The sequence below is a fragment of the Calidithermus roseus genome, from assembly GCF_003574095.1.
GTDB classification, from domain to species: Bacteria; Deinococcota; Deinococci; order Deinococcales; family Thermaceae; genus Calidithermus; species Calidithermus roseus.
The window spans coordinates 35,708-58,923 of the sequence record NZ_QWLA01000003.1; the positions used below are offsets into that span (position 1 = coordinate 35,708).

At 64.5% G+C, this 23,216-nt stretch carries 19 protein-coding genes, 1 pseudogene and 2 CRISPR repeat arrays (1 of these 22 cut by a window edge); of the genes and pseudogenes, 14 read left to right on the forward strand and 6 right to left on the reverse strand.

Annotation, left to right across the window (positions count from 1 at the left end):
* Positions 1 to 30 precede the first annotated feature (30 nt).
* The 6 genes and pseudogenes from Mrose_RS01670 to Mrose_RS19285 form a co-directional block, all read right to left on the reverse strand.
* On the reverse strand, positions 31 to 1,353 hold the full coding sequence (locus Mrose_RS01670; RefSeq protein WP_245969427.1) for a hypothetical protein: 1,323 nt from the start codon (positions 1,351 to 1,353) through the stop codon (positions 31 to 33).
* Between the two features lie 213 nt (positions 1,354 to 1,566).
* Entirely contained in the window at positions 1,567 to 2,775 is a 1,209-nt protein-coding gene (locus Mrose_RS01675; RefSeq protein WP_119275697.1) for a TIGR02710 family CRISPR-associated CARF protein, read from the reverse strand.
* Between the two features lie 43 nt (positions 2,776 to 2,818).
* A CRISPR array of direct repeats spans positions 2,819 to 4,791; the repeat unit is 35 nt; unit sequence GTTGCAATCCCCTTGCGGGGCTTTTTGTTTGCATC.
* A 347-nt stretch (positions 4,792 to 5,138) separates the two neighbouring features.
* A complete protein-coding gene (gene cas2, locus Mrose_RS01680) occupies positions 5,139 to 5,414 on the reverse strand; it encodes a CRISPR-associated endonuclease Cas2 (RefSeq protein WP_119275738.1) in 276 nt (91 codons plus the stop codon).
* A gap of 2 nt (positions 5,415 to 5,416) precedes the next feature.
* The gene (gene cas1 / locus Mrose_RS01685) at positions 5,417 to 6,388 is read right to left on the reverse strand and encodes a CRISPR-associated endonuclease Cas1 (RefSeq protein ID WP_119275698.1); all 972 of its coding nucleotides are present in this window, start codon (positions 6,386 to 6,388) and stop codon (positions 5,417 to 5,419) included.
* Positions 6,385 to 7,821 (reverse strand): TIGR02710 family CRISPR-associated CARF protein, encoded by a 1,437-nt coding sequence (locus Mrose_RS01690; protein WP_119275699.1) that lies wholly within the window; start codon positions 7,819 to 7,821, stop codon positions 6,385 to 6,387. Before Mrose_RS01690 ends, cas1 begins: the two co-directional genes overlap by 4 nt.
* Positions 7,739 to 7,954: pseudogene (locus Mrose_RS19285) on the reverse strand (CRISPR-associated protein Cas6); the annotation flags it as partial. The gene Mrose_RS01690 and the pseudogene Mrose_RS19285, both read right to left, overlap by 83 nt.
* Positions 7,955 to 8,135: 181 nt before the next feature.
* Between Mrose_RS19285 and Mrose_RS01700 the strand changes: the two are divergent.
* The 14 genes from Mrose_RS01700 to cas2e all read left to right on the forward strand — a co-directional run bounded on the left by Mrose_RS01700 (position 8,136) and on the right by cas2e (position 22,036).
* On the forward strand, positions 8,136 to 9,158 hold the full coding sequence (locus Mrose_RS01700; RefSeq protein WP_245969430.1) for a zinc-dependent alcohol dehydrogenase family protein: 1,023 nt from the start codon (positions 8,136 to 8,138) through the stop codon (positions 9,156 to 9,158).
* 3 nt (positions 9,159 to 9,161) lie between these two features.
* The gene (locus Mrose_RS01705; RefSeq protein WP_119275701.1) at positions 9,162 to 9,590 is read left to right on the forward strand and encodes a YbhB/YbcL family Raf kinase inhibitor-like protein; all 429 of its coding nucleotides are present in this window, start codon (positions 9,162 to 9,164) and stop codon (positions 9,588 to 9,590) included.
* Between the two features lie 154 nt (positions 9,591 to 9,744).
* Positions 9,745 to 9,879, forward strand: coding sequence for a hypothetical protein (locus Mrose_RS19600; RefSeq protein WP_275052649.1), 135 nt, complete (start codon positions 9,745 to 9,747; stop codon positions 9,877 to 9,879).
* Between the two features lie 72 nt (positions 9,880 to 9,951).
* Entirely contained in the window at positions 9,952 to 11,571 is a 1,620-nt protein-coding gene (locus Mrose_RS01710; protein ID WP_119275702.1) for a tetratricopeptide repeat protein, read from the forward strand.
* Between the two features lie 102 nt (positions 11,572 to 11,673).
* Complete coding sequence (locus Mrose_RS01715) at positions 11,674 to 12,726, forward strand: helix-turn-helix transcriptional regulator (RefSeq protein ID WP_245969432.1); 1,053 nt, start codon at positions 11,674 to 11,676, stop codon at positions 12,724 to 12,726.
* A complete protein-coding gene (gene cas3 / locus Mrose_RS01720; protein ID WP_119275703.1) occupies positions 12,723 to 15,416 on the forward strand; it encodes a CRISPR-associated helicase Cas3' in 2,694 nt (897 codons plus the stop codon). Before Mrose_RS01715 ends, cas3 begins: the two co-directional genes overlap by 4 nt.
* 3 nt (positions 15,417 to 15,419) lie before the next feature.
* Entirely contained in the window at positions 15,420 to 17,021 is a 1,602-nt protein-coding gene (gene casA, locus Mrose_RS01725; protein WP_119275704.1) for a type I-E CRISPR-associated protein Cse1/CasA, read from the forward strand.
* Positions 17,005 to 17,637, forward strand: coding sequence for a type I-E CRISPR-associated protein Cse2/CasB (gene casB / locus Mrose_RS01730; protein ID WP_119275705.1), 633 nt, complete (start codon positions 17,005 to 17,007; stop codon positions 17,635 to 17,637). The genes casA and casB overlap by 17 nt, the downstream gene beginning before the upstream one ends.
* Complete coding sequence (locus Mrose_RS01735; RefSeq protein WP_119275706.1) at positions 17,634 to 18,173, forward strand: DUF2939 domain-containing protein; 540 nt, start codon at positions 17,634 to 17,636, stop codon at positions 18,171 to 18,173. Before casB ends, Mrose_RS01735 begins: the two co-directional genes overlap by 4 nt.
* A 7-nt stretch (positions 18,174 to 18,180) precedes the next feature.
* Positions 18,181 to 19,383, forward strand: coding sequence for a type I-E CRISPR-associated protein Cas7/Cse4/CasC (gene cas7e, locus Mrose_RS01740; RefSeq protein WP_119275707.1), 1,203 nt, complete (start codon positions 18,181 to 18,183; stop codon positions 19,381 to 19,383).
* Positions 19,384 to 20,073 (forward strand): type I-E CRISPR-associated protein Cas5/CasD, encoded by a 690-nt coding sequence (cas5e, locus tag Mrose_RS01745; protein WP_119275708.1) that lies wholly within the window; start codon positions 19,384 to 19,386, stop codon positions 20,071 to 20,073.
* Positions 20,048 to 20,674 (forward strand): type I-E CRISPR-associated protein Cas6/Cse3/CasE, encoded by a 627-nt coding sequence (gene cas6e, locus Mrose_RS01750; RefSeq protein ID WP_119275740.1) that lies wholly within the window; start codon positions 20,048 to 20,050, stop codon positions 20,672 to 20,674. Before cas5e ends, cas6e begins: the two co-directional genes overlap by 26 nt.
* Positions 20,675 to 20,706: 32 nt before the next feature.
* Positions 20,707 to 21,690 (forward strand): type I-E CRISPR-associated endonuclease Cas1e, encoded by a 984-nt coding sequence (cas1e, locus tag Mrose_RS01755; protein WP_119275741.1) that lies wholly within the window; start codon positions 20,707 to 20,709, stop codon positions 21,688 to 21,690.
* Positions 21,644 to 22,036: a type I-E CRISPR-associated endoribonuclease Cas2e gene (cas2e, locus tag Mrose_RS01760; RefSeq protein ID WP_119275709.1), complete on the forward strand. Its 393-nt coding sequence runs from the start codon at positions 21,644 to 21,646 to the stop codon at positions 22,034 to 22,036. Before cas1e ends, cas2e begins: the two co-directional genes overlap by 47 nt.
* Positions 22,037 to 22,056: 20 nt before the next feature.
* Positions 22,057 to 23,216: a CRISPR direct-repeat array (repeat unit 29 nt; unit sequence GTGTTCCCCGCGCACGCGGGGATGAACCG); it runs 1,120 nt beyond the window's last position.

Genomic DNA, 23,216 nt, shown 5'->3' on the forward strand with positions numbered 1-23,216 from the left:
AGAATCGGGGTATGCTTCATGGTCATGCTTCTAGAAGCCTACGCTAAGGGCCAGGCCGTAGACGGTTCCCCTGACGACAGGGGCCTGGTGGACCGTGAGGGCGGCGTCCAGGCTGAGGCCCTCGAGCCGCACCCCTCCGCCCAGCCCGAACTTGAAGCCCCCCTCCAGGCCCGCCCCGGCCCGCAGCCGGTAGGGCCCCAGGGCGTATTCCGCCCCGAGGTGGAAGCTACTGTCCGCGGAGGAAAAGTCGGCCCCTATGAGGAGGCTGCCTTCCTCCAGGGGCATCCGGTAAGCCCCGTTGAGGAACACCGCCGGGGCGAACCCCGCGCTCTGCCGTAGGGCTGGGGCTTCGCTCGAGCTCCCGTTCTGCAAGGTGACCTCCGTTCCCGACCAGCGCGCGAAGCCCACGACGTTCGACACCCCGAGGCCGAAGGTGTACTCCTGGTAATCCACCACCACCCCCACGTCGGCACGAAGGCCGAAGCCTTGGCCGTTGCCAGGCACGCTGTAGAAGTAGCGCACCTCGTAGTCGGTGCCGTTGGGGTTGCCGTCTTGGTCGAAGGTAGGGCGGGCCATGGCCTGGGCCTCGAGGTATCCCAGGCCGTAGAAGCCCTCCCCACGCACTCCGGCGTAGACTTTCCCCTCGAAGTCGGGAATCTCCGGCAAGGGTGTGGCGTAGGCGAGGTTCAGCCCCACCGCGCCCATGGCGCTGGTGCGACCGATGAGGGCGCAGGGCGAGGGGGTGGCGCTGCGGCAGCGGTTGAGGTCCCCCGTTCGCATGGCCTGCTTGAGGTCCTCACTCGCCTCCATGCCGAGGCCACCGCTGCCAAGGATGAGGGCCAACTCGAGCCCCAGCCCCGGCACGCCGGTCTGGAGGGGGAGGCGCAAAAGCGCGGGAGGGGTCAGCGCCGAAGCCACCCGGCCACCGCCCCCCACGCTGAAGTCGAGGTTCAGAGGGTTGCCCTGACCGTCGGTGATGCTGATTTCATCCTGGCCAATGGAGAAAACCACCTCATCCGGACTGCGCGCGGGGTTGAAGAGAAAGGCGTCCAGATGGGTGAGCTGGTCGTAGAAGCTCAGGGCGTCGAAGCGCTGTTTGAAGGTCTGGCGGTCGTAGAAGTAGGCCAGGGCGTTGGTCTCGGGGAACAGCGGGAGGACCAGCCGCAGAAGGCCCAGCGGCAGGCGGAAGCCCTCCTTCTCGGCATAAGTAGAAGGGTATGTGGTGTAGGCCGGGTTGTAGGGCGCGGCCTCGGGTCCGGGGAGGATCAGCCCGCCCAGGCCCTGCTGGCGGACGCCTTGCGCCAGGGCCATTGCCGAGCCGATCGCCATAAGGAGCAAAAGCCATCTTCTCATGATTTATCTCCCAAATGCCCCTGCACGCAGAGAGTATAGGGCTTGCACAGAAACGGGTGCGGTAGTTTTCGTATAAGACCTGCTCGGTCTTCATCTTCGCGAACCGGCTGGCCCTCGACCACGACCCCGAAGTCCCCCGCGGTCCCCGCCAGCGAGCACGGCCAAAGATGACCGCCACGCACCTCGAGTGCTGGGCCCTCCCGCTCTCGCCCCTCACCAGCGGGGCCAAGGTGGGGCGGCCTCGAGGCTCTTCTCGGCCAGGTAAGCCCGCAGGGCCTCGTAGTCGGCGGCCTCCACCGGCCTGGTCCCGTGGGCCAGAATGCTGCTGTTGCGCCGTTGCAGCAACTCCCTCAGCCGCTGGCCGTAGTCGCCAAAGAGTTGCTGTGCCAGGGTGTTGCTCTGCCCACTTCGCGTATCGATGTCGAAAGCCAGCGACAGCGTTTCCTTCAGCCCCAGCACCCCCCCGGCCCGGCTGCCCAGGTCGGCTAGCGCGGCGGGGTAGGTCTCGGGCTGCCGCAGCACCAGCTTGTGGCGGGCGTAGATGTCGGCCTCGGCGGCCAACTCCACCGCCCGGTACAGCCGGGCCAGAGCGTCGTCGTAGCGCCCCGCCGCCGCCCGTCGCTCGGCGTTGGCCAGCAGGTCGGCCAGCAGCTCGAAGCTGGGCGCGTTGCCCCGCTCCAGCAGCCGCTCCAGCCGCTCCAGATCCCGCTCGAGCTCCTGCAGCACCCGCACCTTGCCGCCGTGGCCCCAGGCCTCCGCCACGGCCAGGGTGGGCTCGAGATGCTCACGCAGCAGCTTATGCGCGAGGGCGTGCTGGAAGCGGTCCCACGCCGCCAGCCCCTCCACTACCCCCGCGAGGTGGCGGTAGAAGCGCTCCTCCGAAGGGCTCAGCTCACGCCGCAGCAGGGCCTGGAGGTGGGCTTGGGCCGCTCCCATCTGACCCGTGTTCCAGGCCTGGATGAAGTCTGACCACTCCCGCACCCCGTAGCGGGTGGTGGGGTCTTCCAGCAGACGCAAGCGCTCGCTTCCGCTGGCGACCCGCCCGGCCTCATCGCGCTGCTCCCCGCCCACGTAGCTAAACGTCACCCCCCGCCCGCTCAGCGCCAGCACCACCCCCGCCACCATGGGCTTAGTGCCCCCCGTAAGGTCGGCCACCACGCTGCGCGCCTCCCACTCCAGCGCCTTGTGCAGGGCTTTCTGGGCCACGCGGTAGCTCTCGGTGAGGTTTTCGGGGTCATCCAGCAACAGGGTATGATGGCGCAGACTCCCGCCATACTCCCGCACAAGCTCGGCAACCACCACCTGCGAAGTCTGGCTAGCGATGAAGACCACCCCATCCGGCGCGTGTTCGGTCAGCGCGTACTCCACCGGCGCGCGGCTTTGTCCGACTGTCACGATCAGTACCTGCCGTACTTCCGCCATGCCGCCATGCTAACAAGAAAAAGTCCGCCCCTACCTGGGCGGAGCGATGATCCCCTTGCGGGGCTTTTTGTTTGCATCCGCGGTGCGGGTGCGGGGGCCATGACCGACGAAGAAAGTTGCAATCCCCTTGCGGGGCTTTTTGTTTGCATCGCGCAGTGGAGAGCTTGAAGGCCCTCAGGGCCCCCGAGGTTGCAATCCCCTTGCGGGGCTTTTTGTTTGCATCGCGGGCCTGCAGCAGGGCCGCGGCGATGAGGGAGTGAAGGTTGCAATCCCCTTGCGGGGCTTTTTGTTTGCATCCAAATAGGGGGCGCACCACCCCGCGCCCATAGGGGGGGCGCGTTGCAATCCCCTTGCGGGGCTTTTTGTTTGCATCCCCCGGAAACGGGGATCCAGGAGAGGCCTAAGGTAGTGGGGTTGCAATCCCCTTGCGGGGCTTTTTGTTTGCATCATGGGGCAGGCTAGCTCGATGCTCCTGCCCTCCTCCTGGTGTTGCAATCCCCTTGCGGGGCTTTTTGTTTGCATCACATCCTGGAGTACAACTCCAGGAGGAGCGGGCTGGATGAGTTGCAATCCCCTTGCGGGGCTTTTTGTTTGCATCCCAGCCGCTTCAGCCGAGCGGTCGCCCAAAACATGCTCTGTTGCAATCCCCTTGCGGGGCTTTTTGTTTGCATCGCTGCACTTCCATGATGTACTTCTTCCCTCTCCGTATCGTTGCAATCCCCTTGCGGGGCTTTTTGTTTGCATCGAGTCATGAAGCTGCACCTTCTCCAGGACAAGCTCTCGTTGCAATCCCCTTGCGGGGCTTTTTGTTTGCATCTCAGAGCCTGCGGCCCCCAGAAGGGGCCAAGATGATGACGTTGCAATCCCCTTGCGGGGCTTTTTGTTTGCATCCGTGGGTAGCCCGCTTGGAGGAGCTACGACGCAAGGCGTTGCAATCCCCTTGCGGGGCTTTTTGTTTGCATCTCATATGCCTGAGGCCGAGGGGCCATGGCGGTCCATGATGGTTGCAATCCCCTTGCGGGGCTTTTTGTTTGCATCGCTTCTACACCGACGTCGTCAAGCTCGACCCCAAGACCTCGTTGCAATCCCCTTGCGGGGCTTTTTGTTTGCATCAGGGGAGGAGCCGCCCTCCGTAGGTGGCGGAACCCAGATGTTGCAATCCCCTTGCGGGGCTTTTTGTTTGCATCCCGCATCATCGGGTTCCCCGACGAGGCCTTGGTAGCCTGGGCGTTGCAATCCCCTTGCGGGGCTTTTTGTTTGCATCTGAGCGAGGAAGAGATCAAGGCCCTCTTGGCGCCGGCCCTGTTGCAATCCCCTTGCGGGGCTTTTTGTTTGCATCCCACCACGAGCGGTGGCGCCACCATGAGCGACGAGGAAGTGTTGCAATCCCCTTGCGGGGCTTTTTGTTTGCATCGTCGAAGATGATGACGACGGAGACTGGGCCGTCCGGCCCGGTTGCAATCCCCTTGCGGGGCTTTTTGTTTGCATCCTTTGCAAGCAGCCTCTCCGATGCGGAGTTAATGGCGGTGGTGGTTGCAATCCCCTTGCGGGGCTTTTTGTTTGCATCACACAAGATGCTGTGTGGCGCTTCAGGGAAGTTCGCCCTCCAGTTGCAATCCCCTTGCGGGGCTTTTTGTTTGCATCTGGTGGAGGTGGGGCCCTCCGGCCCAAGCTCGGTCGTGTTGCAATCCCCTTGCGGGGCTTTTTGTTTGCATCTCGCTCATCCAGTGTAGGTCGGCCAATAGCTCACCGGTTACGGTTGCAATCCCCTTGCGGGGCTTTTTGTTTGCATCCCGATGCGGAGTTGATGGCGGTGGTGGAGCACGAGATCGGTTGCAATCCCCTTGCGGGGCTTTTTGTTTGCATCCTGGAGGGCGAGGAGCGCCAGCGGGCCGAGGCCGAAGCCGTTGCAATCCCCTTGCGGGGCTTTTTGTTTGCATCAGGCCCCTAGAAGGAGGGGAGGATGGGGAAAAGGGAAGAAGTTGCAATCCCCTTGCGGGGCTTTTTGTTTGCATCAGCATACCCCCAAAAACACCGTTCTGTACAGGTGCCCCAGGGGGTAGTTTTATGAGAAAAGCGAGTTATCCACAGGTAGGCTGTGGATAACTGCGAAAAAAGTGACGTTTATAGCGATGGGCGCTTACTTTCCTGCGCATTTAGATTTTTTATCGCAGGGATTTGCGATAGGAGTGGGAAGAACTCGTTTTCAAAGTGCACTCCGAGCAGGCCCGGCAAGGGGATTATACCAGTTTGCGCAAAACATAACGGGTCGTTTTGGGAGAGGGGTTTTGTGTGCTCCAGGACGAGGCAGGGACGGGTTTTTCATGAGGGATGGGTGCGATTGCGAAGGGATTTTTCGTGGGCTAGAGGATCAGGTAGTCGGGGTTCTCGAGCCTACGACCCAGGCCCAGAACCTCCACCGCTCCCCCTACGGGGTAGATGCGCACACCATCCTCGCTGGGATCGATCTTCTTTTGCAGCAGCTTTTTGAGCTGCTCGAGCTGGGCAGCGTTGAGCCAGCACTCGAAGACCGAAAGCTGTACCCGCTCGCCAAAGCTCTTGAGGATGTTGGCCACCTTCACCCGGCGGCCATCGTCGGGGATGTCGTAGGCTACGGTGTAGAAGCGTTCTGTAGGCAAGCTCACCTCCAGAGGTAATAGGGGCTGTAGGCATCGCGCTTCAGCAGGGCCGCTTTGAGGCGGGCGGCCTGGGTTTCGATGAGTTGCTGGTAGGGTTGGCGGAAGCCCTGCGGGTGCTGAGCCTCCTTGGCGAGGCGCTCTTCCAGTAGGCGCAGCAGCACCTTGCGGCCAGTGTCGTTGAGGTAGACCCCGCCGTCACGGGCTTCGGCGTGCTTCTTAGGGTCTAGCTCGCCGCGCAGGAAGGCCGAGATGACCACCACGTCCACCACCGGAACGCGGAACTCTTCCATCAGGTCGAAGGCCAAAGCCGGGTTGCGCCGTCCCTCGGCGTGCAGCAGGCCCAGCTCGGGGTGCAGTCCCGCCAGGTGCAGCGCCAGCAAGACCCGCCCCAGCAAGAGCATGTAGCCATAGGACAAGGCCGCATTGACCGCATCCGTGGGCGGGCGGCGGTTGCGCCCGGAGAAGCCGTAGGGTGAGAGCACCGCTTGCAAGCCGGAAAAGTAGGCCCGCGCGGCGTTGCCTTCCACCCCCCGCAGGGCCTCGAGGCTGGAAGTCTGGGGCAGGGCCTCGAGGGCGGCCCGAATCTCGCTCTGCTGGAGCGCGGTGGGGGCCTGACGCGAGAGCCGCTCGAGCAGCACCAGCCCCGAGCGCAGCTTGCCCAGCAGGAAGCTTTGGGCTAGGGGGAGAGGGGCTTGCTGGACCTGCATCTGGGCCCGCAGTACCTCGGGGGAGAGGCCCTGCGGCGCCATGGCCTGCCCATAGAGCTGGCCCTCCAGCGAGGCGTAGAGCACCGGCACCCCCTGCCGCAGCAAAAAGGCCAGCGCCGGAGTGGTCAGGCGCACGTTGCCCCAGACCACCACCCCCCGCACCTTGCGGGCCGGAAGCTCGGCCAGGATTTGCTCGTCCAGCTCGACCAAAAGCCGCCCCGCCCTCAGGCGCAGGGTGGAGGACTGCTCGGTGAGGTGGAGGGTCACATCAGCTCTACAGGTTCAACCGACAGTGCCAGCTTGGCCTCTTCCCGCATGGTCTGATACAGCTTGCGGGCAAACTGCTGGAGCTTCTCCACGTCGCCTTTTTTGCTTACCTCGAGACCGTGGATCAGCAGGCTCTTGTTGCGGCTTTGCAACATACCCTGGTAGCCGCGCAGGTCGGCTTCGGCAAACTGCCCCAGCGCCGGGTCGCCCAGGTGGCGCAGCAGGGCAATGCTTTCCAAAAGCCCCAGCTTTTGCACCGGCCTAATCTGTTCGAGCGGCTTTCCCAGCCAGTCGGACAGGGCCTGCCGCAGGTAGGCTTGTTCTTCGGGGCTCAGGTTGGGGTCGTCATCGCTGCGGCCCCGCACCGCCAGGCGGTGTTGCAGGACAAGCTCGAGGGACCGGTAGTAATAGAGAGCTGCGGAGACCGGCTGCCGTTCCCTGCGTTCTTCCCCTAGTTGCAAAAGCGTCGTAGTCAACCAAAGAACACCCTTGGGCTCCGCAAAACCCTGCGATTTTAGCAGGGCAACGATGGCCTCAAGGCCCTCTTTCTGCTCTTTTAGTCGCTGGGCGTGGCGAGCCAGGGGATGATTGCGGTACGCGTCTTGAGTCAGGAAGTTGAAGAGGCGTTGGGCGTTGCTCGAAGCACCCTCAAAGTCAAGGGCGTACCAACGCTGATACATTTCGCAAAGGGCTGCATACACTTCAAATTTGCCCTGCCCAGTTTTTCTTCTAAGGGCCTGGTAGCGGTCTGCCGCTTTGCCAAACTCCCGCGCCCTGTAGAACTCCTGGGCCAGGTGCTCGTCCAGGTCCCCCAGCACCTCGTGGGGGTTGGGTAGCAAAATCAGCTTCTCGGTTCCGGCTACCGGCTTGCGCAATGTGGCATCATACTTATCGCTGTCTACATAGGCTACCCGCAGGCTGGGATAGACCCGCTGGAGGAAGTAACCCGCTGCAGCCATTCCTGCACTCATGGCCTTGGTGCCACTAGTGAGGTCCAGGGCAATCTTTTTATCAGGATGTTTGCGTACCTGCTCACCCACCGCTTGGTAGAGCTGGGTCACATCGCTTTTATCTATCTCAATGGGGTAAATCGAACGACCTAGGTCTTGCTGAAGCTGAGCTAAGTAGCTCTTGCTCTCGGGCGTGTGCAGTACATACAGTTCAGAAGCGCCCAGGCCCAAAGCGGCTAGAGTAGTGGCCTCTGGGCTGGTGCCCAGGGTATGAATCGAAACGTCAAAGGTTTCTCGCAGGGGGTAAATCTGCGGTTCTTGCCGCCAAAGTTCGAGCAAAAGCGGCCAGATCCTCTCAGCATAAAACTGCTGAGCTTCTGCACTCCCTGGCTCTTGGGTTTTAGAAACTTTCTGCTGTTGGGCTTTGAGTTCGTCCCAGGCTTGCTTGATCTGGTCTTTCAAAGCTTCCGTCTCGTTCTTCATCCTCTACCCCTTTTTGCAGCGGATTGAAAGCCCGCACCCGCCCAAACCCCAGGCTGGTCTTGGCCCCCACCCCCGCATAAAAAGCAAAGCGTCCCAGCGCTTGGAGCCACTGGGCCTCGGTAGGACTGGCTTTAGTCTAACCGCAAACTCCGGGAATCTCACGGGGGAGGGTGATCTTCCGCTTAATCGAGGACCCTCCTGGCGCTTAGGCTGGAGGGGAAGGCCCGGCGGGGGCATTTTTCCACTTGCCTCGGCGGTAGGATTCAGCTGCGGCATCGCAAATCCGCCAACCCGGCTTTCGGAGGACGAGGGGGATGAGCCCGAAGCTGCCACGAACCATGCGGGCGATGGTGCTCGAGAAGCCAGGGCTGCCGCTGCGGCTGGAGCAGGTCGAAGTGCCCAGGCCCCAGGCCGGGCAGGTGCTCATCCGTGTCGAGGCCTGCGGGGTATGTCGCACCGATCTGCACATCCTCGACGGTGAGCTGAAAGAACCCAAGCTCCCGCTCATCCTGGGCCACCAGATCGTCGGGAGGGTGGTCGAGAGCGCTCCGGGGGTCGAGCGCTTTGAGGCGGGGGAGCGGGTGGGGGTGCCCTGGCTGGGCTGGACCTGTGGCCGGTGCCGTTACTGCCTCGAGGGCCGCGAGAACCTCTGCGAGCGGGCTGAGTTCACCGGCTACACCCTCGACGGGGGCTATGCCGAGTACGCCGTGGCCGACGCGCGCTACTGCTTCTCGCTGCCCGAGGGGTATACCGATGCCCAGGCCGCGCCGCTGCTGTGCGCGGGGCTGATCGGGTACCGGGCCTACCGGCTGGCCGGGGAGGGGGTGGAGCGGCTGGGCCTGTACGGTTTTGGCGCGGCGGCCCACATCATCGCCCAGATCGCGGTGCATCAGGGGAAGCGGGTCTACGCCTTTACCCGCGCGGGGGACGTCGAGGCCCAGGACTTCGCCCGACGGTTGGGCGCGGTCTGGGCGGGCGATTCGGCCTCTAAGCCGCCCGAGCTCCTCGATGCGGCCATCATCTTCGCTCCCCTCGGCTCGCTGGTGCCGGCTGCGCTCGAGGCCACCGCCAGGGGCGGGGTGGTGGTGTGCGGGGGGATTCACATGAGCGACATCCCCTCCTTTCCCTACCGCCTGCTGTGGGAAGAGCGCGTGGTGCGCTCGGTCGCCAACCTCACCCGGCGGGATGGCGAGGAATTGCTCGCCATCGCCCCCCGCGCCGGGGTACGAACCCAGGTGCAGGTTTTCCCCCTCGAGCAGGCCAACTTAGCCCTGGAGCGGCTGAGGAGCGGTCGGGTTCAGGGGGCGGCGGTGCTGGTGATAGATGACGGGAGGTGAACGATGGCCTTTGCCTTAAGCAGCAGCGCCTTTGCTCAGGGGAAGCCGATACCGGCCAAATACACCTGTGACGGGCTGGACATCTCTCCACCGCTGGCGTGGAGCGACGCCCCCAGAGGCACCCAGAGCTTTGCCCTCATCATGGACGACCCGGATGCGCCCGCCGGCACCTGGGTGCACTGGGTGCTGTTCAACCTTCCGGCCCAGACCCACCAGCTGGCCGAGAAGGCCGTGCAGGGCGTCCAGGGCCGCAACAGCTGGGGCAGGCTGGGCTATGGTGGCCCGTGCCCCCCCTCCGGCACGCACCGCTACTTCTTCCGGCTCTACGCCCTGGACACCCTGCTGCAATTGCCCGCCGGGGCCACCAAGGAGCAGGTGCTGCGGGCCATGCAGGGGCACGTCCTGGCCCAGGCCGAGTTGATGGGCGTCTAGCCCGTCGCTGATGGGGGTGGTAGGGCCTAGAGCCGCCTGCGGGGCATAGTCGCTCGAGGCTCCCAGTTCGCCCGCATCGCGACAGGATTTGTCGCATTCCCGCCGCACCCTGTGGGCCATGGGAAAACCCCATGCACTCCACACGAAGGGCGGTTTGGGCAAGTGGCTCGTGGCGCTCGGCCTCATCCTGGCACTGCTCGCGCTGGTGCAGCCGCAGGGCGGGGCGCATGTGTCCACGCAGCCTGCGGTGGTGGATGGTGACGACGTCAAGACGGGCACGGGAGGGTGAGGGATCGGGCGCACGCAATCCCCGCTTTGAGCGGGGATTGTCCTTCGATTTGGGTACAATTCCTCACGCGGCATGAAAGCATCCTTGAGCGACCTCGAGGCCACCCTGCGGCAGTTGGTGCATACCGGGCGTCTGGACCTCGCCACCAGAACCCTCGCGAGGGCTTTTGCCCAAGCCCGCACCCTCGAGGCCCAGCGCCAGCTTTTGTCGGCGCTGTTCCCCTCGATACCCAGGGGTTGGTTCCACACCGACGCCCAGGCCGCCGAGCTCTACGCCCATGCCCTGTGCCGTGTGCGGGAGCCGGAAGCGCTCTTGGCCTTCTGCCAAGAGACCGGGGTCGCCACTCCCATGATGGGGCTCTACCGCGCCTGGGCGCTTTCGCGGTTGGATCGGACGAAGGAGGCGCTGGAGGGACTCGAGGCCCTGGATGAAGGGGCGCTGAGCGACAAGGGGCTCTACTGGCGCAGCCGGGCGGAGGTGGGGGCCAAGCTGGGCTTGCCGGGCTGGGAGGAGGCTTTCGCGCGGGCCAAGGAGCACCTCACCCACGAAGTCCTGGGGCGTTGCCTGATCGACGAGGGGAGCTACCTCTACGCGGCGGGCCGGGTGCCTGCCGCCCGCGCCCGCTGGTCGGAGGCGCTGGCCTACCTGCGCAACGACCCCTATTACCTGGCCTGGGCGCACTACAACCTGGGCATCAGCGCGCTGGACGCACCCGCCGAGGCCGAGGGGCACCTGCTCGAGGCCGAGCGGCTCAGCCGCAAGCCTGCCGCCCGCCCCATCCGGGCCAGGGCGCTGTGCGGGCTGGGGGCTGCCCGGCGCATCCTGGGCGAGTGGCCCAGGGCCATCGCCTGCTACAGCGAAGCCCTGCGGGTGGCCGAGGAAGCCGACGACCGCCAGCAGGCCCTGTGGGGCCTTGGCCATACCCTGAGGCTTTCCGGTCGGACGGCGGAGGCGCTGGGGTACTTTCAGCAAGCCCTCGAGCTCGGGGCTTCGTCCTCCGGGTGGCTCCACGCGGACATCGCCGCCGCGCACCTGCTGCTGGGCGACGAGGAGGGGGCCAGGGAGGCCGCTGAGAGGGCGACGCACCTCAAGGAGCGGGGGCGCTTCCTGCTGGCGGTGGTGCGGGCGGAGTTGGAGCGGCGCCGGGGCAATCCCGTGAAGCTGGAGGGCTTCAAGCTGCCCAACCTGTGGAGCCTGGAAGAGGCTTTGTGTTTTCCCGAACTCTTCGCCCTCCTCGCCCCATCCGGGCCGGCGCTCGAGCCCAGGACCCAGGCCAGGGTCGAGGTCTGGGCGGCGGGACTGCTGCGGGTGAAGGTCAACGGGCGTCCCATCCCCCTCAAGCCGACCGGGCGCCCGGCGGAGCTGCTGGCGTTTTTGCTCGAGGGCGAGGGGGAACAGAGCATGGATGCCCTGCTCAACGCCCTTTACCCCGATGTCCCGGCCACCTCCGAGGGCCGCCGCAAGGCCTACAAATCGCTGTGGGAAAACGTCGCCAAGCTGCGCCGGGCGCTGGGCTGGCCCCAGAGCATCCGCAGCGAGGGCGGCTCGCTGCGCCTCGACCCCGAGGCCCACTGGGTCTACGACATGGACGACCCCCACGTTCGGGCCAGGAAGGTCTTCCTGGAGGGCATCTACAGCAACTGGGTCCAGGAGCGGCGTCAGGAACTCGAGGGCTCTCTTTTAGTCTACTGAGCGCAAATAACTTGCTAATGACATGATGCCTATGAGCTAAATGGACATTTGCTGGGTGGGCTGTCGCTATACTCCGGTGCAAACCTTGGAGATCGAGCAGTCATGGGCAAAACCACGCGACACGAACCCGCCACCCACGAGAAAGCCCGGCGTCTTGGCGAGGCCCGGCGGTGGCTGCTGGCGAGGCCCTACACCGCGCAGGAATTGGCGGAGGCCCTCGAGGTGCACCTCCGCACCGCCCAGCGCTACATCGCCGACCTGGGAGCGGTGCCGCTGGACGATCGAAGCCGGCCTCCGCGCTACCGGCTCCTGACCTCCGAAGAGCTCAGCCCGGTGGAGGCGCTGGTCACGCACAGCGCGCTGCGTATGCTCTACCACCACGCTCCGGGGCACAACGCGCTCTACCTCGAGGCCCTCCTCAAGCTCGCTCGGCGGATGCCCGAGCCCGCCCAGAGCGTGGCGATCAAGAGCACCGAAGACCTCAAGCGCCGCCTCTCCCACCGGCTCGACGAGGGCGATGCGCTGGGCAAGGTGGCCGAGGCTTGGTTCCGCCAGCAGGTCCTGGAGTTCTACTACCACAAGCCCGGCGGCTCGGGGCAGGCCCGGCGTAACGAGGTCGAGGTCTACTTCATCGAGGTATCCCGCCTCAACTTGGGGGTCTACGTCATCGGCTACGAGCGGGGCTACCACCGCAGCCTGCGCACCTACAAGCTCAACCGCATGAGCCGCATCCGCCCGATCGGGGAGGAGAGGGCCTATACCATCCCCGCCGATTTCGATCCGCGCTCGTACCTCTCCAACGCCTGGGGGGTCGTGGGCAGCAGCGGGGGGGAGCCGGTCGAGGTGCGCTTGAGGTTCAAGAAGGAGGCGGCCTACCGCCTGCGGGAAGGGGGCTACCCCGACATGGAGTTGCTGGACTTGCCGGAGGGGGGCCTCGAGGCGCGCTTCACCGTCGGCACCGATAACCACAGCTTTCCCCTCGAGCTGCTCTCCTGGGTGCAGAGCTGGGGGCCCAGGGTGGAGGTGCTGGAGCCGGAAAACCTCCGGCGGCGGTGGCTCGAGGAGGCCCGGCAGGTGCTGGGCGAGTACGCAGGAGAGGCCTATGGCGATGGAGGACGGGATTTGTCGCAGTGGGGCGGGAAGGTGAGGCCATGAGGCTTTCGGAGGCTGCAAGGGCTTTGTGGGCGAAAAGCGACCGGGAGAAGGATGAGGGCTCCTGGCATCCGCTCATCGCTCATTTGCTCGACGTAGCGGCCAGCGCCGAGGTGATTCTCGAGCGTGAGCCCCCGAAGACCCTCGAGCTGTACGCCCGAGACCTGAAGCTCGAGCCCCAGCAAGCCAAAGCCTGGATATGCGCTCTGGCGGGGCTGCACGACATCGGCAAGGCCAGCCCGGCCTTCCAGCAGAAGTGGCCTGAGGGCAAGGAACGGGTCTGGGCCACAGGGCTAACCTGGTCGAGCGACCCCACGCCGCCGCCCGATGACGTTTCCCACAGCGTGATTAGTGAGGCAGTACTGCCCGAACTCCTCGAGGGAAAAGGCTGGACTCCCAGGGCCGCCCAAAACGTTGCGGCTGCGGTAGGCGAGCACCACGGTTTCAGAGCCAGCCAAAAGAACCTTGATGATGTGGTCTCCAAAGAGAGGGGTAAGGGCGTTTGGGACGAGGTGCGACGCGAGCTGTTCGAGGCGGTGCTCGAGGTGCTCGAGGTAGGGGAGGCACCCCAGGTCTGTATCTACGGGGGCGCGGCCTTCGAGCGCCTGGCGGGCCTGACCAGCTTCGCCGACTGGATCGGCTCGAGCCTCGACTTCCACCCACTTGGCAACGACCTGGCCGAGTATTACCGGAACGCTAAAGCGCGGGCGGCGCAAAAGCTCGATAGCGTGGGCTGGTTCGAGCGGGAAAGCCTAATGCCCGAGCCGCAAAGCCTCGAAGCGGTGTTTGCCTACCTGGGCAAACCCAACCAGCCCTTCAAAGCCCGCCCGCTGCAAACCGTGCTCGAGGGCTTGCTGGAGGGGGTGGATAAACCCGCCCTCTTCCTGGTCGAGGCTCCAATGGGCGAGGGCAAGACCGAGGCCGCGCTCTATGCCCATCTGCGCCTGCAAGCGGCCAACGGGCACCGGGGGATGTACATCGCTTTGCCCACCCAGGCCACCGGCAACCTGATGTTCGAGCGGGCCAAAGCCTTCCTGGGCCGTTACGGGGCTTCCCGCAAGCTCGACCTCCAACTGCTACACGGGGCCAGCGAGCTGGTGGATGCCTACCAGAACATCGTGGTGCGGCCCAACGCGCCCAGCGAGGGGGAGGAAGGGGTAGGGGCGCAGGTCTGGTTCTCCCACCGCAAGCGCGGGCTCCTTTCGGAGTACGCGGTGGGCACGGTGGATCAGGCACTCTTGAGCATCCTGCCCACCAAGCACCACTTCGTGCGGCTGTGGGGTCTGGGCAACCGGGTGGTGGTGCTGGACGAGGTTCACGCCTACGACACCTACACCAGCGGCCTCATCGAGTCGCTGGTGCGCTGGCTGAAGGCCTTGGACTCCTCGGTCGTGCTGATGAGCGCGACGCTGCCCAAGGCCAAGCGGGAAAGCCTGCTCAGGGCTTTTGGGGCAGAGGAGTGGGAAGAGGAGCCTTATCCCCGCATTACGCGGGTGATCAAGGGCAATCCCAGGGCGACCACAGAGACTTTTGCAGCCCGGCCTCAACCCACCCTGACCCTGAAGCGAGCCAGGCTCGACCTCGAGGACATCAAAGAAAAGGCCCTCGAGCAGGCCCGTTCGGGCGGCTGCGTGGCCTGCATCGTCAACACCGTGCAGCGGGCGCAGGACTTGTACCGGGCACTGGTGAGCAACCCGGATGGGGTCGAGGTTCACCTGTTCCATGCCCGCTACCCCCTCGAGGAGCGCCTCCAGCGCGAGCAAACCGTCCTCGCCAAGTTCGGCAAGGAGGGCGTGCGCCCCCATAAGGCCATCCTGGTGGCCACGCAGGTGGTCGAGCAATCTCTTGACCTCGACTTCGACGTGATGTTTACCGACCTGGCCCCGGTGGACTTGGTGTTGCAACGCGCCGGGCGGCTCCACCGTCACGCCCGCAGCCCAGAGGAACGGCGCGGCCATACCAAGCCGGTGCTGTGGGTGGCGGGCCTGGAGGAGGGGGGCGTGCCGGATTTCGATTCTACCGAGCGAATCTACGAGCGCTACATTCTGCTGCGGAGCTGGCTCGCGCTGCACAGCCGCACCCAGATTGACCTTCCGTGCGATATTGACCGCCTGGTGCAGGAGGTCTACAGCGAGCCGCCGCCCCAGGGGCTTTCGGTGGAGTGGAAGACGGCCCTCGAGCAGGCCCAGGCCCGCATGGACAAACGAGATTCTCAAGCCCAGGACGAGGCGTTTTACGCAGCCTTTGGCGACCCCTGCGAGACCGACTGGCTCGAGGCCCCCGACCCGCGCAAACTCCCCGACGACGAACCCAACCCCGACGACGACCCCAGTCCGCCCAAAACCCGTAAGGGTCGGCCCAGCGCCACGGTGGTGCTGCTGCACAAGGTAGAAGGAAGGCTCTGCTTGGATCCAGACGGGCAACAACCGGTCAGCCTGGCCGCCAAGCTCGAGCTAGCCGAGGCCAAGCGGCTGTTCGCCCGCTCGGTCAAGCTGAGCCGACATGAGCTTACGCGAAACGACTTCGAGGCCCTCAAGGCCCACCGCGAGAGCCAGGGCCTGGCGGCCAAGGTCTGGAGCGAAACCCCACTGCTGGCCCACGCCCATCCGGTGGTGCTCGAGGGGGGCTGCGCCGTGCTGGGGGAACTCGAGCTCGAGCTTCACTCCGAGCTTGGGGTGGTTTACAGGAGGTAAACCTTGTTCACGTTCAACCTGATAACCCAGCCCTGGATTCCCGTGCGACAGGGAAACAAGTTGAAGCTTGTCAGCCTCGAGCAAGCCCTGCTCGAGGCCAGAGGCTTCACCCGCATCGAAGACCCCAGCCCGCTCGTGACCATGGCGCTGCACCGCTTGCTGCTGGCCGTACTGCACCGAGCGCTGCAAGGCCCGGCAGATGCCTATGTGGCAGCAAAGTGGTTCAAAGACGGCTTCGATAACGACAAGATACGCGACTACCTGGCCAGACACCACGACCGCTTCGACCTCTTTCACCCCGAGAAACCCTTCTACCAGGTACCCGACTTTACCCTCGAGCGCTCCAGTCGCTCCTGGACGGTGCTGGCCCCCGAACTCAACTCCGACAACAACAAGGTTCTCTTCGACCACACCGTCACCTCCAGGCCCCGCCCCCTGCACCCCGCCGAGGCCGCGCGCTTGCTGGTCGCCAACCAGACCTTTGCCCTTTCTGCAGGCAAGAGCGTGCTCTGCCACACCGCCACTGCGCCCGTGGCAACGGCGGCGCTGGTCATCGTGCTGGGCGAGAATTTGCACCAGACGCTGTGTTTGAACCTGGTTAGCTACTCCGAAGGCGAGTACAAACGCGATTTGGCCACCTGGGAGCAGGAGCCGCTGCGGGTATCCGACCTGGAAAATTGCGAGGCCGCCAGGGCCACTGCCAAGGGCATTGTCCACCGCTACACCTGGTTCTCGCGCGCGGTGCGCCTCGAGCCCGAAGAGAAAGACGGCCAGACGGACGATCCCCTGTTGGGACAGAGCGCTCACGCGCCTGTTCACCAGACGGTGGTGCGCTGGATCGCCTACGCCTCGGGGATTCGCTACGAGGAAGCCGCCATACGCCCCGACCCGATGGTGGCCTTCCGCCCGGACCCCAAAGACCCTTCCAAGCCGCCACGCCAACTCGGCTTCAGCGAGGGCCGGGCGTTGTGGCGGGACTTCGCCTCGCTGCTGCCCAGGCCAGGTTCCGCGCACAGCCTGGGGGTGGTGGATCACGCCCGCAACGTCTACAGGGCGCTGGGGACTCGGTTTAAAGGACGGGGCATTCCGGTAATGGTCGCGGGCCAGGCCAACGACCAGGCCAAGATTGAGCTATGGCGGGGCGAGGTCTACCGTCTGCCCGAGGCCATCCTGAGCGATAAGGACCTCTGGCGCTTTGTGGAGGAGAACCTGGAAAAAGCCGAAGAAATGGGAAGGGCCTTGAATGGGGCGGCTCGAGCCCTGGCTACGCAGCTCCTGACCCTGGGAGATCGGCAGCCCCATAAAGACGACGTGAGCAAGCTGGTCCAGAGTTTTCCTCACCAAGTCGCTTACTGGTCGGCGCTCGAGACCCAATTCGCCGCTTGGATTGAGCAACTGGGGTTGGATTTCGAGCAGCACCAGTCCCGCCTCGAGAAAGCCTGGCTCGAGACCCTCCGGCGGGAAGCCCTGCGGGCATGGAGGTTCACGGTTTTGGCTGCCGGGGACGATGCCAGGGCCCTGCGGGCCATCCACAAGAGCGAAGGCATCCTGCTGGCCCACGTCTACGGCAAAGGGAAGGAGGAAGCGGGTGCAAAAGGAAATTAGCAGAGAACAGGCTTTCGTGCGGCACCTGCGCCGTCGCAGCGAACCCGCCGATCTGGCGCGGATGCGCCGCGCTCTGGGCGATCCGGGCCAGGAAGTGATCCCGGTGGTCGAGAGGTTCTTGGCGCGCATCCAGGATGAACGCGAAGACCGTTGGGAGCGGCTGGTCTACTACCTGGTGGCGGGGCTGTGGGCCACTACGGTGTCTTCATCGGAGCTGGAGCATTTCCGCCAGCAGACTGAGGAGGAGCCGGAGCCGACCCAAGCCGAGGAGAAGCCGGTGGACAATCCCCTGTCGGGACAGCCTGCGGCTGTGCACCAGGTGGAGGCGGGCTACCGCCGCACGCTGGGCCACGCCATCGCCCAGCTTTACCTGGCCCGTGACCAGCCCAAAAGCATCGAGCAGCGCTTCGTCACCTTGCTCGATGCCGACGAGGAGCAACTACCCTACCGGCTGCGCCAGATGATGCAACTGCTCAAGAGCGAAGATGGCATTCAGATCTACTGGTCGGAGCTTTTGCGCGACCTTTTGGCCTGGAATTACGAGGGTAAGCCCGTGCAACAAAAGTGGGCCCGGGCTTTTTACCGCACTGTGAGCAAAGAAGGAGGCGAAGAATGAGCAACGAAACCAAACCCCAAGAAAAGCTGTCCTCGAGCCCTTGGCACGCCAGGAAGCTGCCCTTTGCTTTATTGGCCGGATTGCTGCTGCTGGTGGCCTACGCCTGGTTTTCGCCGTACCTGACGTTTGTGGGCATCCAGCGGGCCATCCAGAGCAACGACCCCTCGCGCCTCGAGCGCTACGTGGACTTCCCCCGCGTGCGAGAGAGTCTCAAAGCCGACCTTAACCGCACCTTGATGGAGCAAGCCAAACAAGACGAGTCCGGGTATGGTGCGTTAGGGCTTCTGTTTGCAGCTTCATTGGTGGAGCCATTGGTCAACGCGCTGATCACCCCCCAGGGTCTGGCCAGCATTGGCACCGGTGAAGACCCCCAATATGGCAACCTCGAGGCGGTCAGGGACTGGCGGCTCAAGCGACAAGGTTTGTCCCAAGTTCTTCTTCATCACAAGGATAACCCTAATGAAGGCATTGTGATGGAAAGACAGGGTCTCGGCTGGAAGGTTGTACGGCTACAGATTCAGAACCTTCAAAAGTAGGAGCCATATGAAGCATCTTCTCGAGATTCACATCCTGCAAAACTTCGCCCCCTCCAACCTCAACCGCGACGACACCGGCAGCCCCAAAGACGCCTTCTTTGGCGGTTACCGGCGTGGACGCATCAGCAGCCAGTGTCTCAAGCGGGCCGCGCGGGAATACGTACGCGATCACCCCAACGGCCTGCCTCATGAGGCGATGGCTTTGCGCACCAAGCGACTGGTGCAAGCATTGGTAGAACAACTTAAGGCCAAGGGCCGGGGTGAGGAGGAGGCTCGGCAGAAGGTAGAGCAAGCCCTGGGTGGGATGGGCCTGAAGGTAGATGCAGAGGGCAAAACCCAGTACCTGTTGTTTTTGGGCAAGCAAGAGGTGGCCAAAATTGCCGACCTCATTGACCGGCACTGGGACGGCCTGGTGGCAGCCCAAGCCGAGGAAGAGGGGGGCAAAAAGAAAGCCAAGGACGCTAAGAAAGCTGCCAGGGAAGCCGTCCCTGACGAGATCAAAAAAGCCTTGGGCAGCGTGCTGGATGGGGGTAAGGCCCTCGATGTCGCGCTCTTTGGCCGCATGTTGGCCGATTTGCCCGAGAAGAACCAGGACGCGGCCTGTCAGGTGGCCCATGCCATCTCTACCAATGTCGTGGAACGCGAATTCGACTTCTACACCGCCGTAGACGACCTCAAACCCGACGACAACTCGGGGGCGGACATGCTCGGGACGGTGGAGTTCAACTCGGCCTGCTTCTATCGCTACGCGGCCATAGACCTCGAGAAGCTCAGGACGAACCTCGGAGGCGACAGCGAACTGATGTTGAAGGGCCTCGAGGCTTTCCTCAGGGCCATCGTCAAGGCCAAGCCCAGCGGCAAGCAGAACTCTTTTGCCGCCCACAACGACCCTGAGTACGTCGTTTTCACGGTGCGTCAGGATGCCGACCCGCGCAACCTGGCCAATGCCTTCGAGAAGCCGGTGCGCCCCAGCCAGGGGTTGCGCCTTACCGAGGCTTCGGCGGTGAAGTTCGAGCAAAAGTGGCGCTGGCTCGAGGTCGCTTACGGCGAGGCCGGTAAGACCTTCCGCCTCAACGCCCCAGAGATAGACGAGGCCGATTTTCGCCGCAACGATAAAGACGAGAACAAGCGCGTGGGCGAGCCGGTGGAGAGCCTCCGGGAGCTGATTGAAAAAACCCTCGAGGCCGTGCGCCAGCAGATGGGGGTTTGAATGCCCACGCTGCTCTTGCGACTGGCCGGCCCCATGCAGTCCTGGGGCACCCGGAGCCGCTTCGATGAGCGGGACACCGATCTTCTGCCCTCCAAAAGCGGGGTGATCGGCCTGCTGTGCGCCGCGATGGGCGTAGACCGTGAGGAGCGAGAGACGGTGCTGCAACTGGCCGATTTGCTCATGGGTGTGCGGGTGGATCAGCCGGGAGTGCTGCGTTACGACTACCAGACCGCCCAGAACGTAATCGCCGCCGATGAGTCCAAGGTGCACCCCACCACCGTCTCGAGGCGCTACTACTTGGCCGATGCGGTCTTCCTCGTGGGGCTAGAAGGAGAGGATTGGGGGCTGCTCGAGCGCGCTCACCGGGCGCTCAAAAATCCGGTCTGGCCGCTCTTCCTCGGAAGAAAAGGCTACGTGCCGAGCCCTGGCGTGTTCTTGCCCGATGGCTTGCGGGATGAGCCTTTGCGAGAAGCTTTGAAGTACGAATTCCTCGGGCGCGAGTGGCCCAAAGACGAAAATGGCCTCGAGTCGGCCAGACTGCCCGTGATGCTGGAGAACCGGGACTCGAGCGAAGGCTCACTGCGCATGGATCAGCCGCTGGGCTCATTTGCCGAGCGCCGCTTTGGGGCCCGCTTCGTGATTCCGGATTTTGTGGAGGTGGAGCGTGTACCTAAGCCGGCTCCAGCTTGACCCCCGCCACAAGCAAGCCCGCACCGACCTCGCCAACCCCTACGAACTCCACGCCACCCTCTGTCACGCTTTTGCCGAAGCCAACCAAACCCCACCGCGCTTTCTATGGCGGGCCGAAGAGGGAAAAATCCCGACGGTGTTGGTACAGAGCGTTGAAATGCCGAACTGGGAAAAACTGACGCAGCGTTTCCCCGGCTACTTCGCCCAAAGGCCAGAGTCCAAGCCGATTCCCCTCGAGCACCTCCAGCCCGGCCAAGTGCTGCGTTTCCGTCTGCGGGCCAATCCCACCGTCACCCGCAAGGACCCCCACAACCCCGAAAAGCGCAAGCGCCACGGCCTCAAGGACGTCGAAGCGCAGCTCGAGTGGCTCTCGCGCCAGGGCAGGAAGGGCGGCTTCGCCGTGCTGGGTGCGATGGTCGCCCAGAGCGAGCGGGTGAGGATGTTCAAGCACACCGGAGGTAGCCCCATCGTGCTTCAGTCCGTACTCTACGAGGGCCACCTCAGGATCACCGACCTCGAGGCTTTCAAAAACACCCTCACCGGCGGCCTGGGCCACGCAAAAGCTCTTGGTTTCGGCCTCTTGTCCGTCGCCAGGGGGTGAACGTGGCTGAATTTGCTGATAGTATCGAGCATATTCCCCGCAAGCGTGGGGATGGACCCTACGAGACCCGCAACCTCCAGGAGCTGCCCAAGTTCCGCGACGGGCTTTCGTACATCTACCTCGAGCATGGCCGCATCGAGCAGCAAGACCAGGCTGTGGCCTACTACGGCCCCGACGGGGCGGTGATGATCCCCGCCGCCGCTTTGGGGGTGCTGCTGCTGGGTCCTGGGACCGTCGTCACCCACGCGGCCATGCGGCAACTCGCCAACAACGGCTGCTCGGTGTTCTGGGTGGGTGAGGAGATGGTGCGTTTCTACGCCAGCGGGATGGGGGAGACCCGCTCCAGCGCCAACCTGATGCGCCAGGCCCAGGCCTGGGCCGACCCCCAGGCCCACCTCGAGGTGGTCAAGCGGCTCTACCGACTGCGCTTTCCCGAGCCCCTCTCGCCCGAACTCTCCCTCGAGCAGATCCGGGGCCTCGAGGGGGTGCGGGTGCGCGAGACCTACGCCCGCTGGAGCCGCGAGACCGGTGTGGAGTGGAAGGGCCGCAACTACAACCGGGGAAACTGGGCCGCAGCCGACCCCATCAACCGTGCCCTCTCGGCGGGGGCCGCCTGTCTGTACGGAATTGCCCACGCCGCCATCGTCTCGGCGGGGTACAGCCCGGCCCTCGGGTTCATCCACACCGGCAAGCAACTCTCCTTCGTCTACGACGTAGCCGATGTCTACAAGGCCGAAACCCTCGTCCCCGTGGCTTTCAAGGTGGTCGCGGAATCTGAGGTGGGGGTCGAGCGCAGGGTGCGCCATGCCTTGCGCGAGCGGTTGCGCGAGGTGCGACTGCTCGAGCGCATCGTCTCCGACCTGCACAGCCTTTTCGACGCCATCGACGTCCCCGACCCCTACGCCGCCGACCCTGCGGCTCCGGGCGAACTGTGGGATCCCGAGGGCCCGGTTCCCGGAGGGGTAGCCTATGGTAGTGATCGTCCTGGAGAAGGTGCCCAAGACCCTAAGGGGTGAGCTTTCGCGCTGGATGCTCGAGGTGAGCACCGGCGTATTCGTGGGGAGCGTTTCGGCCATCGTGCGCGATCTCCTGTGGGAAAAGTGCATCGCCAAGAAGACCGCCGGTCGCTGCTGCCAGCTCTACCGCACCAACAACGAGCAGGGTTTTGCCATCCGCACCCACGGCGACACCACCCGCACCCTCGTAGACCTGGACGGCTTGACTCTGGTGGCCGTTCAGAACGCCGAATGGGAGCGCTTGCACAAAAAGCGCGCTTCCCGCACCCGTGGGGATAAACCGCCAGAGGAGAATCTTGACAATCGGACTCGGGATTCAGACACTTCCGAGGGGTCAGTCGGCTAGTTTTGCCGTTAGAATCAAGTGTGTTCCCCGCGCACGCGGGGATGAACCGGGCTGGTCGCATTCCCCTTAATTCGGGAATAAGTGTTCCCCGCGCACGCGGGGATGAACCGTGTGCGAGCCACAAAAGGAGGGAGAACCAATGGTGTTCCCCGCGCACGCGGGGATGAACCGTCCGGGCGGCGGGTGGGGGGGGGTGACCACTTGTGTTCCCCGCGCACGCGGGGATGAACCGGCTTTTGGGGAATTGCTGATCAATATCCTCGAGTGTTCCCCGCGCACGCGGGGATGAACCGATGTGGATGCTCTCGAAATATTGTCGCAGCCAGTGTTCCCCGCGCACGCGGGGATGAACCGTCGAACTAGTGGGGCCTCCAGCTCGAGCAGCGTGTTCCCCGCGCACGCGGGGATGAACCGGCTACCGGCCACCAAGGCATCGGGGGCCTGCAGTGTTCCCCGCGCACGCGGGGATGAACCGCCCTCCGGGCGTAGCATCCCCGCAACCTTCTCGTGTTCCCCGCGCACGCGGGGATGAACCGGGGGACTGTACCTCACGGATTATCCCAGAGTCGTGTTCCCCGCGCACGCGGGGATGAACCGAGGGGGCGGTGTACGTGGTCTCGAGCCTGGTGTGTTCCCCGCGCACGCGGGGATGAACCGATCACCATGCGGGGCGGGGCAATGCTGCGAGGTGTTCCCCGCGCACGCGGGGATGAACCGTTCGCGAAGAACAACCTCCCCCAGAGCGTTCGTGTTCCCCGCGCACGCGGGGATGAACCGGGCACGGGCTGGCCTCAAACCCTGCCCCCGAGCGTGTTCCCCGCGCACGCGGGGATGAACCGACCCAGGCGGCGGCGGGCAACAGCGGCACCCCCGTGTTCCCCGCGCACGCGGGGATGAACCGCTGCCCTCCGATCTACTGGCCTCCGGGGCCTGTGTTCCCCGCGCACGCGGGGATGAACCGGTGCGGGCCGGGCGGGGGCGGCCCCTTATCCCGTGTTCCCCGCGCACGCGGGGATGAACCGCGTGCCCACAGGCCGTTATCATTCGAGCCGCTGTGTTCCCCGCGCACGCGGGGATGAACCGTACCGCGGCCAGAGTGGCATGGGGCTCGACTGTGTTCCCCGCGCACGCGGGGATGAACCGCCTGCGCGTGCACTGGAGTCGGGTGCTTCACGTGTTC

Bases quoted from the DNA above. Each gene is read 5' to 3' on its own strand.
- Mrose_RS01705 (WP_119275701.1), top strand. From the start codon at position 9,162: ATGGCCTTTGCCTTAAGCAGCAGCGCCTTTGCTCAGGGGAAGCCGATA.
- Mrose_RS01710 (WP_119275702.1), top strand. From the start codon at position 9,952: ATGAAAGCATCCTTGAGCGACCTCGAGGCCACCCTGCGGCAGTTGGTG.
- cas7e (WP_119275707.1), top strand. From the start codon at position 18,181: ATGAAGCATCTTCTCGAGATTCACATCCTGCAAAACTTCGCCCCCTCC.
- Mrose_RS01700 (WP_245969430.1), top strand. From the start codon at position 8,136: ATGAGCCCGAAGCTGCCACGAACCATGCGGGCGATGGTGCTCGAGAAG.
- cas2e (WP_119275709.1), top strand. From the start codon at position 21,644: ATGGTAGTGATCGTCCTGGAGAAGGTGCCCAAGACCCTAAGGGGTGAG.
- Mrose_RS01735 (WP_119275706.1), top strand. From the start codon at position 17,634: ATGAGCAACGAAACCAAACCCCAAGAAAAGCTGTCCTCGAGCCCTTGG.
- Mrose_RS01715 (WP_245969432.1), top strand. From the start codon at position 11,674: ATGGGCAAAACCACGCGACACGAACCCGCCACCCACGAGAAAGCCCGG.
- Mrose_RS01690 (WP_119275699.1), bottom strand. From the start codon at position 7,821: ATGAAGAACGAGACGGAAGCTTTGAAAGACCAGATCAAGCAAGCCTGG.
- Mrose_RS01670 (WP_245969427.1), bottom strand. From the start codon at position 1,353: ATGAGAAGATGGCTTTTGCTCCTTATGGCGATCGGCTCGGCAATGGCC.
- cas3 (WP_119275703.1), top strand. From the start codon at position 12,723: ATGAGGCTTTCGGAGGCTGCAAGGGCTTTGTGGGCGAAAAGCGACCGG.
- cas5e (WP_119275708.1), top strand. From the start codon at position 19,384: ATGCCCACGCTGCTCTTGCGACTGGCCGGCCCCATGCAGTCCTGGGGC.
- Mrose_RS01675 (WP_119275697.1), bottom strand. From the start codon at position 2,775: ATGGCGGAAGTACGGCAGGTACTGATCGTGACAGTCGGACAAAGCCGC.